Source organism: Micromonospora sp. NPDC005237 (assembly GCF_040607775.1).
Classification (GTDB): Bacteria; Actinomycetota; Actinomycetes; order Mycobacteriales; family Micromonosporaceae; genus Micromonospora.
The window spans coordinates 534,417-548,375 of sequence record NZ_JBEXHJ010000001.1 but is presented as its reverse complement, the minus strand read 5'-3'; the positions used below and the strand labels follow the sequence as shown (position 1 = coordinate 548,375).

The 13,959-nt window shown below is 72.2% G+C and carries 12 protein-coding genes, 2 tRNA genes and 1 pseudogene; 7 read left to right on the top strand and 8 right to left on the bottom strand.

Going from position 1 to position 13,959, the window contains the following annotated elements:
* Positions 1-142 precede the first annotated feature (142 nt).
* Positions 143-218: transfer RNA gene (locus ABZT87_RS02680), tRNA-Lys, on the bottom strand.
* Positions 219-405: 187 nt separating this feature from the next.
* Between ABZT87_RS02680 and ABZT87_RS02675 the strand changes: the two genes are divergently transcribed.
* Both ABZT87_RS02675 and ABZT87_RS02670 read left to right on the top strand, forming a co-directional pair.
* A complete protein-coding gene (locus tag ABZT87_RS02675; protein ID WP_355133179.1) occupies positions 406-1,677 on the top strand; it encodes an Ig-like domain-containing protein in 1,272 nt (423 codons plus the stop codon).
* Positions 1,678-1,928: 251 nt separating this feature from the next.
* Positions 1,929-3,218, top strand: a complete 1,290-nt coding sequence (locus tag ABZT87_RS02670) for an Ig-like domain-containing protein (RefSeq protein ID WP_354855170.1) — start codon at positions 1,929-1,931, stop codon at positions 3,216-3,218.
* A gap of 199 nt (positions 3,219-3,417) precedes the next feature.
* On the opposite strand, the gene ABZT87_RS02665 is transcribed toward ABZT87_RS02670, so the two are convergent.
* Positions 3,418-3,493: transfer RNA gene (locus ABZT87_RS02665), tRNA-His, on the bottom strand.
* A gap of 152 nt (positions 3,494-3,645) precedes the next feature.
* Entirely contained in the window at positions 3,646-4,236 is a 591-nt protein-coding gene (orn, locus tag ABZT87_RS02660) for an oligoribonuclease (protein WP_354855169.1), read from the bottom strand.
* Between the two features lie 73 nt (positions 4,237-4,309).
* On the opposite strand from orn, the gene ABZT87_RS02655 reads away from it, so the two are divergent.
* Positions 4,310-5,587 (top strand): glycosyltransferase 87 family protein, encoded by a 1,278-nt coding sequence (locus ABZT87_RS02655; protein WP_355133177.1) that lies wholly within the window; start codon positions 4,310-4,312, stop codon positions 5,585-5,587.
* 282 nt (positions 5,588-5,869) lie between these two features.
* Here ABZT87_RS02655 and ABZT87_RS02650 read toward each other — a convergent pair.
* The 3 genes and pseudogenes from ABZT87_RS02650 to ABZT87_RS02640 all read right to left on the bottom strand — a co-directional run.
* A pseudogene (locus ABZT87_RS02650) lies at positions 5,870-6,148 on the bottom strand (hypothetical protein); the annotation flags it as partial.
* 679 nt (positions 6,149-6,827) lie between these two features.
* The gene (locus tag ABZT87_RS02645; protein WP_354855167.1) at positions 6,828-7,559 is read right to left on the bottom strand and encodes a YcnI family protein; all 732 of its coding nucleotides are present in this window, start codon (positions 7,557-7,559) and stop codon (positions 6,828-6,830) included.
* A 17-nt stretch (positions 7,560-7,576) separates the two neighbouring features.
* The gene (locus ABZT87_RS02640; protein WP_355133175.1) at positions 7,577-9,238 is read right to left on the bottom strand and encodes a copper resistance protein CopC; all 1,662 of its coding nucleotides are present in this window, start codon (positions 9,236-9,238) and stop codon (positions 7,577-7,579) included.
* Between the two features lie 202 nt (positions 9,239-9,440).
* Between ABZT87_RS02640 and ABZT87_RS02635 the strand changes: the two genes are divergently transcribed.
* From ABZT87_RS02635 to ABZT87_RS02620, 4 genes are read left to right on the top strand one after another with little or no spacing between them, the layout of a single operon-like run.
* Entirely contained in the window at positions 9,441-10,022 is a 582-nt protein-coding gene (locus ABZT87_RS02635) for a sigma-70 family RNA polymerase sigma factor (protein WP_355066939.1), read from the top strand.
* A 32-nt stretch (positions 10,023-10,054) separates the two neighbouring features.
* A complete protein-coding gene (locus ABZT87_RS02630) occupies positions 10,055-10,579 on the top strand; it encodes a MauE/DoxX family redox-associated membrane protein (protein ID WP_355133173.1) in 525 nt (174 codons plus the stop codon).
* Positions 10,572-11,288 carry a thioredoxin domain-containing protein gene (locus tag ABZT87_RS02625; protein WP_355133171.1) on the top strand — a complete coding sequence of 239 codons (717 nt, stop codon included), beginning with the start codon at positions 10,572-10,574 and terminating at the stop codon, positions 11,286-11,288. The genes ABZT87_RS02630 and ABZT87_RS02625 overlap by 8 nt, the downstream gene beginning before the upstream one ends.
* Positions 11,285-12,364, top strand: a complete 1,080-nt coding sequence (locus ABZT87_RS02620; protein WP_355133169.1) for a hypothetical protein — start codon at positions 11,285-11,287, stop codon at positions 12,362-12,364. Before ABZT87_RS02625 ends, ABZT87_RS02620 begins: the two co-directional genes overlap by 4 nt.
* Positions 12,365-12,418: 54 nt before the next feature.
* Here the strand turns inward: ABZT87_RS02620 and ABZT87_RS02615 are convergent, their stop codons facing one another.
* Both ABZT87_RS02615 and cbiQ read right to left on the bottom strand, forming a co-directional pair.
* On the bottom strand, positions 12,419-13,177 hold the full coding sequence (locus ABZT87_RS02615) for an ABC transporter ATP-binding protein (protein WP_355133167.1): 759 nt from the start codon (positions 13,175-13,177) through the stop codon (positions 12,419-12,421).
* Positions 13,174-13,944 carry a cobalt ECF transporter T component CbiQ gene (gene cbiQ / locus ABZT87_RS02610; protein WP_354855160.1) on the bottom strand — a complete coding sequence of 257 codons (771 nt, stop codon included), beginning with the start codon at positions 13,942-13,944 and terminating at the stop codon, positions 13,174-13,176. The genes ABZT87_RS02615 and cbiQ overlap by 4 nt, the downstream gene beginning before the upstream one ends.
* Positions 13,945-13,959 lie beyond the last annotated feature (15 nt).

The following is a 13,959-nucleotide window of genomic DNA, read 5'->3' as shown; positions in this document are numbered from 1 at the left end:
CCCGGTCGAGGTGAGCACCGGCGTCTCCGAGCAGGACGACACCGACGGGCCCGGTAGCGCCCGGCAGGTCGCCCGCGCCGACCGCAACGTACGCGAAAAAGGCCCCGGCCTGGTGTGAACACCAGATCAGGGCCTTGCTCGTTGGTGCGCCGCCAGGGACTCGAACCCCGAACCCGCGGATTAAGAGTCCGCTGCTCTGCCAGTTGAGCTAGCGGCGCTCGTCGGCAACGGAGAGAACATTAGCACCCCGCCAACTCGGGCTCCAATCCGGTTACCCGACTCCCCCCTTCGGTCGAGCTTAAGGGACATACAGTCATAAACCGAACGCCAGCTCCGGGGCAGGGGCATGGGTCGGGGCACTGATGGGGCACGATGTCCGCCAGGTACGCGAGAACAGAGGTGGGGATGGCACGGTTCACGCGAGCCGGGGCGGTGGTGGGCGCTCTGACCCTGGCGGCGTCGCTGGCACTGACCGGGTGCGGCGACGAGCAGAAGAAGCCGGAATTCGTCGGCGGGACGTCGACAGATGCAAGTGCCGTACCCGAATCGGCTGCGCCGTCAGCCCCGGGTGGGTCGAGCGCGCCCAGTGGGCCGGCACTGACGCTGAGCCCGGCCAACGGCACGAAGAACAAGCCCGTGAGCACGGAGATCAGCGCCAAGCTCCCGGACGGTGGCAAGGTCGCCTCAGTCACCCTGGCCGCGGCCGGCGGGGGTGCGGTGGAGGGCAAGCTGCGCACCGACGGCTCCGCCTGGGTGCCGTCCGCTCCCCTGAAGTACGGCACCAACTACACCGCCACGGTGACCGCTACCGGGCCCGACGGCACGACCAGCCAGGGCACCAGCACCTTCACCACGATGGCCAAGCCGAAGTCGACCATCGGGTCCGGCCTGTACCTCTTCGACGACAAGAGCTACGGGGTCGCCATGCCGGTGGTCACCGAGTTCCACCCGGGCATCCCGAAGAAGGACCGGGCCGCGGTCCAGAAGCGGATGTTCGTCAAGACCGACCCGCCGCAGCCGGGCGCCTGGCACTGGGTCGACAACGGCACCCAGGCCTACTACCGCGCACCGGAGTACTGGCAGCCGGGCACCACCATCACCGTGCGGATCGCGCTGGCCGGCGTGCCGCTGAGCAACGGCAAGTACGGCGACGTCGACCGCAAGGCCACCGCCAAGATCGGCCGGTCGTTCGTGATGAAGGTCGACAACGCCACGAAGAAGATGTCGGTGTACGAGAACGGTGCGCTGTCGCGCACCATCCCGGTGAGCCTGGGCAAGAAGAGCACCCCGTCGTCGAGCGGGACGATGGTCGTGATGGAGAAGAAGGAGTCCACGGTCTTCGACACCCGCGACGACCCGGACCCGGCCAACCGCTACGTCACCGAGATCGACTTCGCTCAGCGGCTCACCTGGGGTGGCGAGTACATCCACGCCGCGCCCTGGTCGGAGCATGTGCAGGGGCGGTCCAACGTCTCGCACGGCTGCGTGAACGTGTCGACGGCGAACGCCAAGTGGCTGTTCGACAAGACGCGGATCGGCGATCCGATCACGATCAAGGGCACCGAGCGCAAGATCGTCGCCGGCAACGGCTGGACGGCATGGAGCCTGAGCTGGTCGGAGTTCGTGAAGGGCAGCGCTCTGCCGGTGCCCAAGGGTGGGTCCGGCCCGGCGCTCTGACGGTTCGGCTCCTTTGCGCCGGCCCTGCCGATGGCACAGGCCGGCGCGTACCCTTGCACTGCCCGCGCCGTGACGACGGCGGCGGCGACCCTCAGTCCCGGCACAAAGACGAGCCCGAATCACGAAACGCCGGATGGTACCAAGATTCCGGCATCCTGATCGGCGTGTTCCGGTTCACCCTCGGCAACCGAGGCCGGTTCTGGCGCGTCATTAGGAGACGATGGGTCAGGGACCACGACTGTGAGGACATCATGCGAGCTAGCCAGGACCAGCTGATCCGGCCCCGTGGGCGACGCCGCGTGCTCGCGGCGGGGCTGCTCGCCGTGGCGCTGGCCTTCACCTCCGCCTGCACCAACGGCGACGGCGGCAAGCCGTCCTCGTGGCAGGGCGGCGACGAGAGCCCGGCCCCCAAGGCGGCGGCGACCATCAGCGAGCCGGCGGCGGACGCCAAGGACGTGCCGGCGTCCACCGGCATCACCTTCACCACGAAGGACGCCGAGGAGACCACCGTCGACCTCAAGGACGCGTCCGGCAAGGCCGTCGAGGGCACCCTCGCCAAGGATGGCAAGACGTGGCTTCCGAACGGGGCGCTGGAGTACGCCACCAGCTACACCGCCACGGTCACCGCCACCGGCGACGACGGCCGGCCGGCCACCGCGACCAGCACCTTCACCACGATGGCCAAGCCCGACAAGCAGGTACGGGTGAGCAGCTTCCTCGGCGACAACCAGGTGGTCGGCGTCGGGATGCCGCTGATCGTGAAGTTCAGCCGTGCCGTTCCGGAGGACTACCGCGACGACGTGCAGCGCCGGATGACGGTGACCTCGACGCCGGCCCAGGAGGGCATCTGGCACTGGGTCAGCCCCACCGAGATCCGGTACCGGCCGAAGGAGTTCTGGAAGGCGAACAGCAAGGTCTCCTACCGCGTTCAGGCCGGCGGCCTGCCGATGGGTGACGGCTACTACGGCCGCTCGGACCTCTCCGTGGACGTCAAGATCGGCTCGTCGCTGATCATGACCGTGGACAACAAGACCAAGCGGATGACGGTGACCCGCGACGGCTCGGTGATCAAGACCATCCCGGTCAGCCTGGGCAAGAAGAGCACCCCCTCGTCCAGCGGGACGATGGTCGTGATCGAGAAACTGCGCAAGACCGTGTTCGACACGATGGAGGAGCTGGGCCCCGAGGAGGGCTACCGCACCAAGATTGACTTCGCGCAGCGGCTCACCTGGGGTGGCGAGTTCATCCACGCGGCCCCCTGGTCCGAAGGGCAGCAGGGCAGCGTCAACGTCTCGCACGGCTGCGTGAACGTGTCGATGGCCAACGGCGACTGGCTGTTCAAGAACACCCAGATCGGCGACCCGATCACGGTCAAGGGCACCGAGCGCAAGCTCCAGAACGGCAACGGCTGGACCGACTGGAACATGAGCTGGGACGAGTACGTCAAGGGCAGCGCCCTGCCGTACGAGCCGCCGGCCGACCCGGACGCTTCGCCGACCCCGGACGGCGCCGTCACCCCGTCCGCCACGCCGACCGCCTGAGCTGCCAGAACGACGAAAGCCCCCTCCACGGAGGGGGCTTTCGCGTGCGACTCCCCGACCCAGCGGTTGATCCACTCCAGGTCGGCGAGGTTGGGGTGTCCGGACGGCCGAACACCCCCAGATCGGCGACCTGGAGTCGATCACCCAGTCGCGTGACAGAAAAACAACTCAGGCCCCCTCGTGGAGGGGGCCTGAGATATGGGGTGACTGATGGGAATTGAACCCACGACAACCGGGACCACAACCCGGTGCTCTGCCAACTGAGCTACAGCCACCACGCCTCCGACGCCCGGTCGATCGCCCCGGGCGGGGTGCGGACCAATAATAGCCACACCACCGCTCACGGCGTCCAGCGGGTTCCCCGCCGACCGCGCCGAGCGCCGACAGCAGGGCCGGCGAGCGCCGCCCCCGCAGGGGGCGGGCGCCGTCAGAGGTCGGCGGCGATGGCCTTGGCGGTCTCGACGTCCGGGCCGGGCAGCGGGACGAAGATGGTGCGCCGGTAGTACTCCAGCTCCCGGATGCTCTCCCGGATGTCGGCGAGCGCCCGGTGCGCCAGGCCCTTCTGCGGCTGACCGAAGTACACCCGGGGGTACCAGCGGCGGCAGAGTTCCTTGATCGACGAGACGTCGATCATGCGGTAGTGCAGGTGCGCGTCGAGGCGGGGCATGTCCCGGGCGATGAAGCCACGGTCGGTGGCGATCGAGTTGCCGCACAGTGGCGCGGTGCGCGGGTCCTTGACGAAGGTGCTGATGTACTCCAGCACCCGGTCCTCGGCCTCGGCCAGGGTGACCGCCGAGCGGCGGACCTCCTCGGTGAGGCCGGACTTGGCGTGCATGGTCTGGACGATCTCCGGCATCGCCTCCAGCGCGGCCTCGTCGGCGTGGATCACCACGTCGACACCATCACCCAGCACGTTGAGGTCGGGGTCGGTGACCAGTGCCGCGACCTCGATCAGCTTGTCACTGCCAAGGTCCAACCCGGTCATCTCACAGTCGATCCAGACGAGGAGATCAGCCACCGGGACAGCCTACGCGCAGCCCACGCCCCACGGCTGCGCGCTCTGGACCGGACGGACCGCTAGGGTTTCTCAAGTGCCAGCCGAACCCGTCGCACCACCCGCCGTCACCGACGACGATCCCGGTGGCCGTACGGTCCGTCGGCTCGTCGCGATCGTGGCGCTGATCGCCGTGCTGCCGGCGCTCTACCTGCCCGGTCTGGTGCACAACTTCTTCGACCTGAAGATCTACATGTCGGCGATGGACTGGTGGACGGCGGGCCACCCGCTCTACGACTACGTCCAGCCGGACCGGGTGCAGGGTGAGCTGTACTTCACGTATCCACCCTTCAGCGCGCTGCTGCTGTGGCCGTTCGGGCTGATCCGGCTCGGCGCCACCGTGGTGATCTTCACGGTGCTCACGGTGGTGGCCGTGGTGGTGACCACCCGGTGGCTGGTGACGCCGGTGATCGCCCGGCACCACCTGCCGCGAACGTTCACCCTGACCGTGGCCGTGCTGCTGGTGCTGGCGGTGGAGAGCACCCGCGAGACGATCACGTTCGGGCAGATCAACATGCTGCTGGTCGTGCTGATCCTGGCCGACCTGCTGTTCGCCGTACCGCAGGCGCGGCGCTGGGCCGGGGTCGGCGTGGGGCTGGCGACGGCGCTCAAGCTCTTCCCGGGCATCTTCATCGTGTACCTGCTGGCCACCCGACGGTGGCGGGCCGCCGCGGTGGCGAGCGCGACGGCGGCGGCGGCGACCCTGCTCGCGGCGGCGGTCGCGCCCGGGGACTCGTGGCGGTTCTGGACGCAGGAGCTGTGGGACAACGACCGGGTGGGTCGCACCGACTACACCGGCAACCAGTCGCTCTTCGGGCTGCTCAGCCGGTTCACCGCGCCGGAGAAGCCGGACCGGCTGCTGTGGCTGCTGGTGGTCGCGGTGGTGGCCGGTTACGGCCTGTGGCGGGCGGTCCGCGCCGCGCGTGCCGGTGACGCGCTGACCGGCCTGACCCTGACCGGTCTGGTCGGCGCTCTGGTCAGCCCGATCACCTGGACCCACCACATCTACTGGTTCGTGCCGGCGGTGGTGCTGCTCGCCGATGCGGCGTTGAGCGCGAACCGGCCGGAGGAGTTCCGCCGACGGCGGTGGCTCGCCGGGCTCGCCGTGGGCACCGCCGCAGTGATCATCTACGGCGTGGTGTCGTTCCACGACTGGGGGGTGGCACCGGTCCGCACCGACGACCCGGTGGACTTCGTGCTGCGCAACGGCTACGTGCTGCTCAGCCTGCTGCTGCTGGTGGTCCTGCCGGTCCGGGTGGCCCGCCCGATCCGGACTGAGGAAAAGTCGCACCAAATGGACACAAGTCCCCAGTAGCCACCATCAGCGCTAATCTGGACTCACCTACCTCAAGCGTCGCTCGGGTAGCACCGATCCCCCGGTGAGAGTGGCCCTCCGCGTCGGCAGCGCGGAGGGCCACTCGCCGCTTCAGTCCGTCCGCACCGGCCGTGCCGTGGGCTCGGTGCCGGTGGGCGGCCACGCCAGGCTCAACGCCACCTCCGGCGGCCGGGGCAGCCGCGCCGGAGCGTCCAGGTCGGCGAGGGTGACCGGCCGGATCGGTTCGACGCCGGACGCCGACCGCTGCCACTCGGCCGCGCCGGAGCCGACCGGGGCGAGCTGTCGCACCGCCGGCAGCGGCGGGGCCGCACCGGGATCCCGGGCGCCCAGGCCACTGAGCGACGTGACCCCGAGCCGGCCGGCGAGCACCGGCACCTGGTCCGGTTCGACCACGAAGACCACCTCGCGCGGACGCGGCGGGCGCAGCAGGAGCAGCACCGCGCACGCCACCAGCAGCACCCCCGCCGCCAGCAGGCCCCAGGCGACCGGACCGACCCAACCCGCGCTCAGTTCGGCGCGCAGATCCAGGCTCAGGTCGGCGCGACCGTCCGGGCGCATCACCACCAGGCTCATCGACTCGCCGCTCAGCTCGTCGGCGCTCCACTCGAGGGTGCCGACACCCTCGCGTACCCAGAACGGGCGACCGAGCGGGGTGGGGGCCGCACCGGCGGTCGGGGCCGCCGCCGGGACCGCCGGGTCCGTGCGAACCGGCAGCGGACCTCGGGCCAACGCCACCCGGCGGACCGAGGCGTACGGCACGGACTCCAGCCACCGGCGCACCTCGGCGGTGGGCGCCAGCCCCACGAAGGCCGGGCCATCGGGCGTACGGGCGTCGAGCCGCAGGCGGGTCTGCGCGCCACGCGCGAAGGGCGCCTCCCGCCGCAGCAGCCGGTCGAGATCGGTGACCACGACCGCGTGGCCGGGTGTGCGGACCGTCTCGAACCGGGCGGCGAAGGTCCCACCGGGGTCGGCGTGCCGGGTGACGAGCCACAGCCCGCCGCCGGCGAACAGCGCCGGAATCCCGATGACCAACAGCAGCAATCCGGTGATCACCCGCACGAACCGCATTCGCAGCGTCCCCCTCCGTAGCCAGATACCCGGCCGACCTTACCGACGTACACCGGCTGATCAGGGGATATCCACGGCACGGCCGACTTCGGTCCCGGGAAGCACGCTGGCCCGCCGGATTGTCCGGCGGGCCAGCGGGTGAGCGACGGGGTCAGGGCTTGACGACCGGGCCCCGGCGGGTCCGGGCGAACGCGAGCCCGCCGAGCACCAGACCGGCCAGGCCGGCGACCAGGCCGGCGATGCCGAGGCCGATCGCGGTGCCCTCGCTCTCGTCGTCGTCATCGTCTGCCGCGGCGACGGCCGTAGCGGCCGGGGCGGCCGACGCCGACGGCCCCGCGGCGGTGAGGGTGAGCACCGGAGCGGGCTTCTCCGGCTCCTCGCCGCCCGGCTGCGGCTCGTCGATCCAGCGCACGATGTTGCCGTCCGAGTACGTCTGCAGGGTCTTGAAGACCATGGACTCGACCTTCGGCAGCGGCCCCATGGAGACGCCGAACTCCTGGAACTGGCCCGGCTTGACCGCCGCGTCACCGGTCGCCGTCCAGGTGATCTTGGAGACCGCCTCGGTGAGCTGACTGCCGTGCACGTCGATCGGCGGGTCCACCTTGCGCTTCTCCGTCGCCACCGTCCAGCCGGGCACCGGGATGGTCGACACCGAGCCGATCGGCGCGTTCTCCGGCAGCACGACCTCCAGCTTGGTGGTCGACGCGGTGTCGCTCTCGTTGGGCACCCGGAACGCCACCCGGGCGTAGCCGCCCTGGGTCGCCTCCTTCGGGTTCACCGTCACGTGGGCGGACGCCGGCCCGGCGAAGCCGAGCACGGCGGTGGCGACGGCGGTGAACGCCAGGGCGGCAGCGGCGGTTGCGGTACGCCGGAAACGGGTCATGGGCTTGGGGAACCTCTCTAACGGATGGGCACGGTGGCGGTCACCGTGGCCTGGTCGATGTCGGACGTGCGAACGGTGATCTTCAACTGCCAGTCGCCGGCGGCCGGCAGGCTGATGTCGCCGTAGGAGTGGTTGTCGGTCAGCGGCAGCAGCGGCAGCTCGATCGGCTCGATCCCGGCCGAGGGCAGCGCGGCGGTCGCCCGCCACTCCGCCACCGGCTGCGGCTGGTTGTCCTTGGTGTACGCGTACAGGTGCACCGAGTTGTTGCCCCGCTCGGCCGGGTCCAGCTCGACCTGGAGGGTGAACAGCGAGCTGGTCAGGGTGGTGGAGAAGAGCCCGGCCTGGGTGCCGGACGGCCCGGCCACGGCGGTGCGGGCGGGCGTGGTCTGCACCAGCGTCGCCGACAGCCCCAGCACCACCACTGTGACGGCCAACTCGACCAGGACCGCCCGGCGCACCGGCGCCGGTCGCTGGGCCGCCGTGCGTCGACGGACCAACTGCCGGGAGTACGCGGCCACGGCGATCACGATCGCGAACAGCCCGATCTTGGCGAGCAGCAGCCGCCCGTACGTGGTGTTGAACAGGGCGTCCGGGGTGGCCACCTCGATCAGCGCCTGGACGGTGCCGGCCAGCAGCAGGGCCGACACGGCGAGCGCCGCCCAGCGTGACCAGATCGGCAGGATCGCGCCCAACTCCCGCTCGTCGGCCTGGCGCAGCAGGAAGACGGCGAGCATCAGCAGGCCGCCCAGCCAGACCGCCATGCTGCCCAGGTGCACCGCGTCGACCACCACGGAGACCGCCGGCGCCGGGGAGGCCGCCGGGTGCCCGGCCAGCGGCCAGGTCAACAGGGCCGCCCCGCCGAGCACGGCCAGGATGATCGCGTCGGCCCGGCCGGCCGGGCGGGCCAGCAGCGGGCGCAGCAGGAACGCCGAGGCCGCCAACAGGCCGAGCCGGACCAGGTGGGCGGCACCGAAGGCACTGCCGAACACGCTGCCGAACCCCTCGCCGGTCACCTCGAAGAGGCCACCACCGGCGGTGTAGGGCACCTGCAACCACAGGTCGGCGAGGGTGGCCACGGCCACCAGAGAGAGACCCACCCAGGCCAGCCGGGTGGGACCCCGCCGGGAGAGCCGGCGCGGCCACAGCGCGGCGAGCACCAGCGCCGGCCCGACCAGCAGCACCAGGCCGGCGTAGCCGAGGAAACGGGCCACCTTCACGGCGTTCTCCACCACCGGGTCGGCGCGGCTGTCGTTGCCGGAATCGACCGGCGGCGCCGACGGCGCGCCCACCGAGTAGGTGAACGCGCCGGAGACCGGGTGGCTGTCGGCGGAGATCACCCGGAAGGTCACCAGGTAGGTGCCGCGCTGACCGGCCGGGTCGACCGGAATGGTGACCACGGCGCCCTCGAAGGACGGCTCGCCCCGGTCGGCCCGGGCGCCGTCCGGCGCGATGACCCGGATCTTGTCGGGGACCTTGCGGACCGACTCGCTGAAGGTGAGCACCACCTCGGCCGGCCCGCTCGGCACCACCGACGAGGCGGCCGGGCTGCTGCTCGACAGCACCGCGTGGGCGCTGGCCGGGGTGGCTGGCGCGATCAACAGGGCGACGACGGTGACCAGGAGGCCGGCGGCGGCCAGCCGGGCGGTCCAGCGGCGGGGTGCGACAGTCATGCCGGCCATGGTCGCCGACGGACCTGGATGTCGGCGACCCGAGGCGGAGGATCGGCTCACCTGCGGCCAGCCGCCAGCGCCGCGCAGGAGAGGTCGCGTGTCATGAGCAGGTAGTCGGCCGGCGGCGGGGAAAAGTTCCCGACGTGGTGCAGACCATCCAAGGGCCGAAGGACCCTGACGTCACACCCGGCGGCGCGTAGCCTGGTGTGTCGTGATCCCCGTCCCGCGTGACTCCGGTGCCGCCGGTGCGACAGGTGACGTCGCCCGGGACCCGGCGACCGAGTCGGCCCTGAGCGCGCGCGCCGGTGACGCCGCAGCCCAGGCCGTGTTCGTCCGGCTGACCCAGGCCGAGGTGTGGCGCTTCGCGGCCGCCCTGGTGGGCCCGGACAGCGCCGACGACCTCACCCAGGAGACGTACCTGCGGGCGTTTCGGGCCCTGCCGGCGTTCGAGGGCCGGTCCAGTGTCCGCACCTGGCTGCTCGGCATCGCCCGGCGGGCCTGCGCCGACCACCTCCGGACGGTGATCCGGCGTCGCCGTCTCGACGAGCGGCTGGCCGCGAACGCGTACACCGACCGTCCGCATCCCGACCCGGCCGGGCAGCTCGGCGCCGCCGACCTCGTGCGCCGGCTGAGCCCCGAGCGACGGGCGGCGTTCGTGCTCACCCAACTGCTCGGCCTGTCGTACGCCGAGGCCGCCGACGTCGAGGGGGTGCCGGTAGGCACCATCCGCTCCCGCGTCGCCCGGGCCCGCGACGAGCTGGTCGAGGCCGTCGGCGACGCCCTCACCGGTTGAGCCCGGAACCTCCGGAGCAGACGGGACGACAAATGACCGTGACCGCACCCCCCATCCGGGCCGGCCGTTGGGCGGCCGTGCGCCCCTGGCTCAGCACGGCGGCCCGCCTCGGCCTCGCCGCCGTCTGGTTGGTCGCCGGGGCGTCGAAGGTCGGTGACCTGGCCGCCTCCGGCCGGGCCGTGAACGCCTACCAGGTGCTGCCGTACGACGTGGCGACCGTGATCGGCGCCGCGCTGCCGTTCGTCGAGCTGACCCTGGGCGTGCTGCTGCTGCTCGGTCTGGCCACCCGGCTCAGCGCGGCCATCTCCGTCGCGCTGCTGCTGGTCTTCATCGCGGGGATCTCCTCGGCCTGGGCGCGTGGCCTGGCCATCGACTGCGGCTGCTTCGGCAGCGGCGGGCAGCTCGCCGAGGGACAGGCCCCGAGTTACCTCCCGGAGATCCTCCGGGACCTGGGATTCTTGGTGCTGGCCGGATTTCTGGCAATCTGGCCGCGTACGCCCGTCTCGGTGGACGGGTGGCTGTCCGCCGAACCGGCCGTGGAGGACGAGGATGAGTAGTCGCAAGGGGCAGCGGGACGCGGCCCGGGTGGTCCGCGAGCAACTGGCCCGCGAACGACGACGCCGCCGTACGCTCTGGGTCTCCGCCGCCGCCGTCGCCGTGCTGGTCATCGCCGGCCTGATCGGCTGGAGCGTCTGGTCCAGCCAGCGCTCGGACACCTTCACCACCCCGCCCGGCGTCAACGAGGCCGGCACCGGCATCGTCACCGGCGGCGGGCCGGTCACCGTCGACGTCTACGAGGACTTCCTCTGCCCGGTCTGCAAGCAGTTCGAGCAGAGCAGCGGCGCGACGCTGGAGCAGCTGGTGGCCGAGAACAAGGCGAAGGTGGTCTACCACCCGGTCGCGTACCTCAACCGCTTCTCCACGACCGAGTACTCCACGCGCTCGTCGGCCGCCTCCGGCTGCGCGGCGGCCGGCGGAAAGTTCCGCGAGTACGCCAAGGCGCTCTTCGCCAAGCAGCCACCCGAGGGCAGCGCCGGGCTCAGCGACGACGAGCTGACCGACACCGGCGTCGGCGTGGGGCTGGACCGGGGCTCCTTCGGGGGCTGCGTCTCCGATGGCACGTACAAGACGTGGACCGAACACGTCACCGAGGAGGCCAGCCGCAGCGACGTCACCGGCACGCCCACCGTCCTGGTCAACGGCCAGCCACTCGCCGACCACAGCCCGCAGGGCCTCACCGCGGCCGTGGCGGCGGCCGGCAGGTGATCCGTACCCTGCTGGCGCGCGCCACTCTGATCGCCGCCGCCGCCTGCGCGACGACCCTGCTCACCGCGGCGCCCGCCGCCGCGCACGGCGCGGACGCCCCGGACGGCTCCGACTACCGCACCCGCGTCACCGGCGTCACGCCGGCCCGGCCCGGCCTGACGGTACGGGTGATCGAGGCGGGCGCCCGACTGGAGCTGACCAACCGCACCGGCCGGGCGATCGAGGTGATCGGCTACTCCGGCGAGCCGTACCTGCGGGTCGGTCCGGACGGCGTGTACGAAAACAGCCGGTCCCCCGCCACGTACCTCAACCGCACCCTCGCCGGGGACACCGCGCTGCCGGCCGACGCGGACCCGGCCGCCCCGCCGTCCTGGCAGCGCGTCGACGACGGGGCCACCGTGCGCTGGCACGACCAGCGGGCCCGGTGGCAGGAGTCGGCACCACCCGACGCGGCACGCGTCGCGCCGGAGCGTGAGCACCGGGTCCGGGACTGGACGATCCCGCTGCGCGACGGCGCCGACCCCGCGCAGATAGCCGGCACGCTGGACTGGGTGCCGCCGCCGGACGCGTACACCTGGTGGGCGGTGACCATCGTCGGTCTGCTCGCGGTGGGCGCGCTCGGCCTGCTCGCCGCCGCCTCCACGGCCGGCGCCCGGGCGCTGTCCGCGGTCGGCGTGCTGCTGGTCGTCGGCGGCGCGGTCGCCGTGCTCTACCCGGTGGGGCGGGAGCTGGACGCTGGCGCCCAGGGCGTCGGCGGAGTGCTCGCCGGGCTGCTGGGCGGTCAGGTCTGGGCACTGCTCACCGGCCTGGGCGCGCTCGCCGCCGGTGGTTACGCGCTGGCCCGCCGCCCGGCGGCCGACTTCGCGGTGGCGCTGGCCGGCGCCTGCCTGGCCCTCTTCGCGGGCGTGGCGAACGCCGCGGTGTTCAGCCGGTCGGTCGCCCCGGTGCCGTGGTCACCCGAGGTCGCCCGCGCCATGGTGGCCGCAGTCCTGATCACCGGCGTCGGCGCGACAGCAACCGGAGTCCTCCGCCTACACGCCGCCTCCCGCGCCGCGACAAAAGTCCCCACCCCCTGACGTGCCCGCGATGCGGCCCTCGCGACAGTAAGTGCACGATCCGCCGAGGGGGGGTTACGTGCGCGGGGTGAAGCCGTAGGGGAGTTCCAGGCGGTGGCGGGCCAGCAGGGGCTCGTTGCTCAGCAGGTCGACGGTGGGGGCGTCGGCGACGATCCGGCCGCCGTCCAGGATCACCGAGCGTTCGCACAGCTCCGCCGCGTACGGCAGGTCGTGAGTGACCATCAGCAGGGTCACCGGCAGGCCGCGCAGGATCTCGGCCAGCTCGCGCCGGGCCGCCGGGTCCAGGTTCGACGAAGGCTCATCCAGCACCAGGATCTCCGGGTGCATGGCCAGCACGGTCGCCACCGCCACCCGTCGGCGCTGCCCGAACGAGAGGTGCTGCGGCGCCCGGGCCCGATGCTCGCTCATCCCGACGGCGGCCAGCGCCTCGTCCACCCGGGCGGCCAGCTCCGCGCCGCGCAGGCCCAGGTTGGCCGGCCCGAACGCCACGTCCTCGGCCACCGTGGGCAGGAAGAGCTGGTCGTCCGGGTCCTGGAAGACGATGCCCACCCGGCGACGCACCTCGGCCAGGGTCGCCCGATCCGGCGTGACCGTCAGCCCGCCGACACTCACGCTGCCCTCGGTCGGGGTGAGGATGCCGTTGAGGTGCAGCACCAGCGTCGTCTTACCGGCGCCGTTGGGCCCGAGCAGCGCCACCCGCTCGCCGCGCGGCACCGTCAGGTCCACCCCGTGCAGGGCCACGTGCCCGTCCGGGTACGCGTACCGGACGCCACGAACGTCCAGCGAGAGGGCGGTCTGCACGACACCGATCATGTCAGCACGACGGCGGTCGCGGCGATGGAGGCCGCCACCACCGGCACGGTCGCCGCGACCAGCCACTGCCCGGCGGTCGCCGCGCCGTCGCCCTGCCACACCGCGGGCATCCGCCCCGTGTAGCCCCGCGACAGCATCGCCAGGTAGACCCGCTCGCCGCGCTCGAAGGCACGCAGGAACAGCGCCCCGATGCCGGCGGCGAAGCCACGCAGCTGCCACAGGAAACGCGGGTCGTCACCCCGCGAAATCCGCGCCACCCGCATCCGTCGCGCCTCGCCGACCAGCACGTCGAGGTAGCGCAGCATGAACGTGGCGATCTGGGTGAGCACCTGCGGGCAGCGCAGCCGGTCCAACCCGACGATCAGGTCCCGGGTGGTGGTGGTCGCCGCGAGCAGCAGCGAGGCGAGGACACCGAGGGTGCCCTTGGCCAGGATGTTCCACGCCCCGTGCAGGCCGTCCTCGGACAGCCGCAGCCCCAGCACCTCGACCCGCTCGCCGGTGCCCAGAAACGGCAGCGCCACCGCGAACAGCACGAACGGCAGCTCGATCAGCGCGCGACTGAGCAGCCAGCGCGGCCCCACCCGGGCCAGCGCCGCCACCGCGGCCACCAGCAGGGCGTACGCGCCGAAGGCCCAGAACGCCTCGCGCGGGGTGGCCACCACGGCGATCGTGAAGACCACCATCGCGACGATCTTGACCTCGGGCGGGAGCCGGTGCACCGGCGAGGTCGACTCGCGGTACAGCACGTGCCCGTGACCGGCACCCATCCGCGTACCTCCTGC

Bases quoted from the DNA above. Each gene is read 5' to 3' on its own strand.
- ABZT87_RS02675 (WP_355133179.1), top strand. From the start codon at position 406: ATGGCACGGTTCACGCGAGCCGGGGCGGTGGTGGGCGCTCTGACCCTG.
- ABZT87_RS02670 (WP_354855170.1), top strand. From the start codon at position 1,929: ATGCGAGCTAGCCAGGACCAGCTGATCCGGCCCCGTGGGCGACGCCGC.
- ABZT87_RS02645 (WP_354855167.1), bottom strand. From the start codon at position 7,559: ATGACCCGTTTCCGGCGTACCGCAACCGCCGCTGCCGCCCTGGCGTTC.
- ABZT87_RS02640 (WP_355133175.1), bottom strand. From the start codon at position 9,238: ATGGCCGGCATGACTGTCGCACCCCGCCGCTGGACCGCCCGGCTGGCC.
- ABZT87_RS02630 (WP_355133173.1), top strand. From the start codon at position 10,055: ATGACCGTGACCGCACCCCCCATCCGGGCCGGCCGTTGGGCGGCCGTG.
- ABZT87_RS02625 (WP_355133171.1), top strand. From the start codon at position 10,572: ATGAGTAGTCGCAAGGGGCAGCGGGACGCGGCCCGGGTGGTCCGCGAG.
- ABZT87_RS02615 (WP_355133167.1), bottom strand. From the start codon at position 13,177: ATGATCGGTGTCGTGCAGACCGCCCTCTCGCTGGACGTTCGTGGCGTC.
- cbiQ (WP_354855160.1), bottom strand. From the start codon at position 13,944: ATGGGTGCCGGTCACGGGCACGTGCTGTACCGCGAGTCGACCTCGCCG.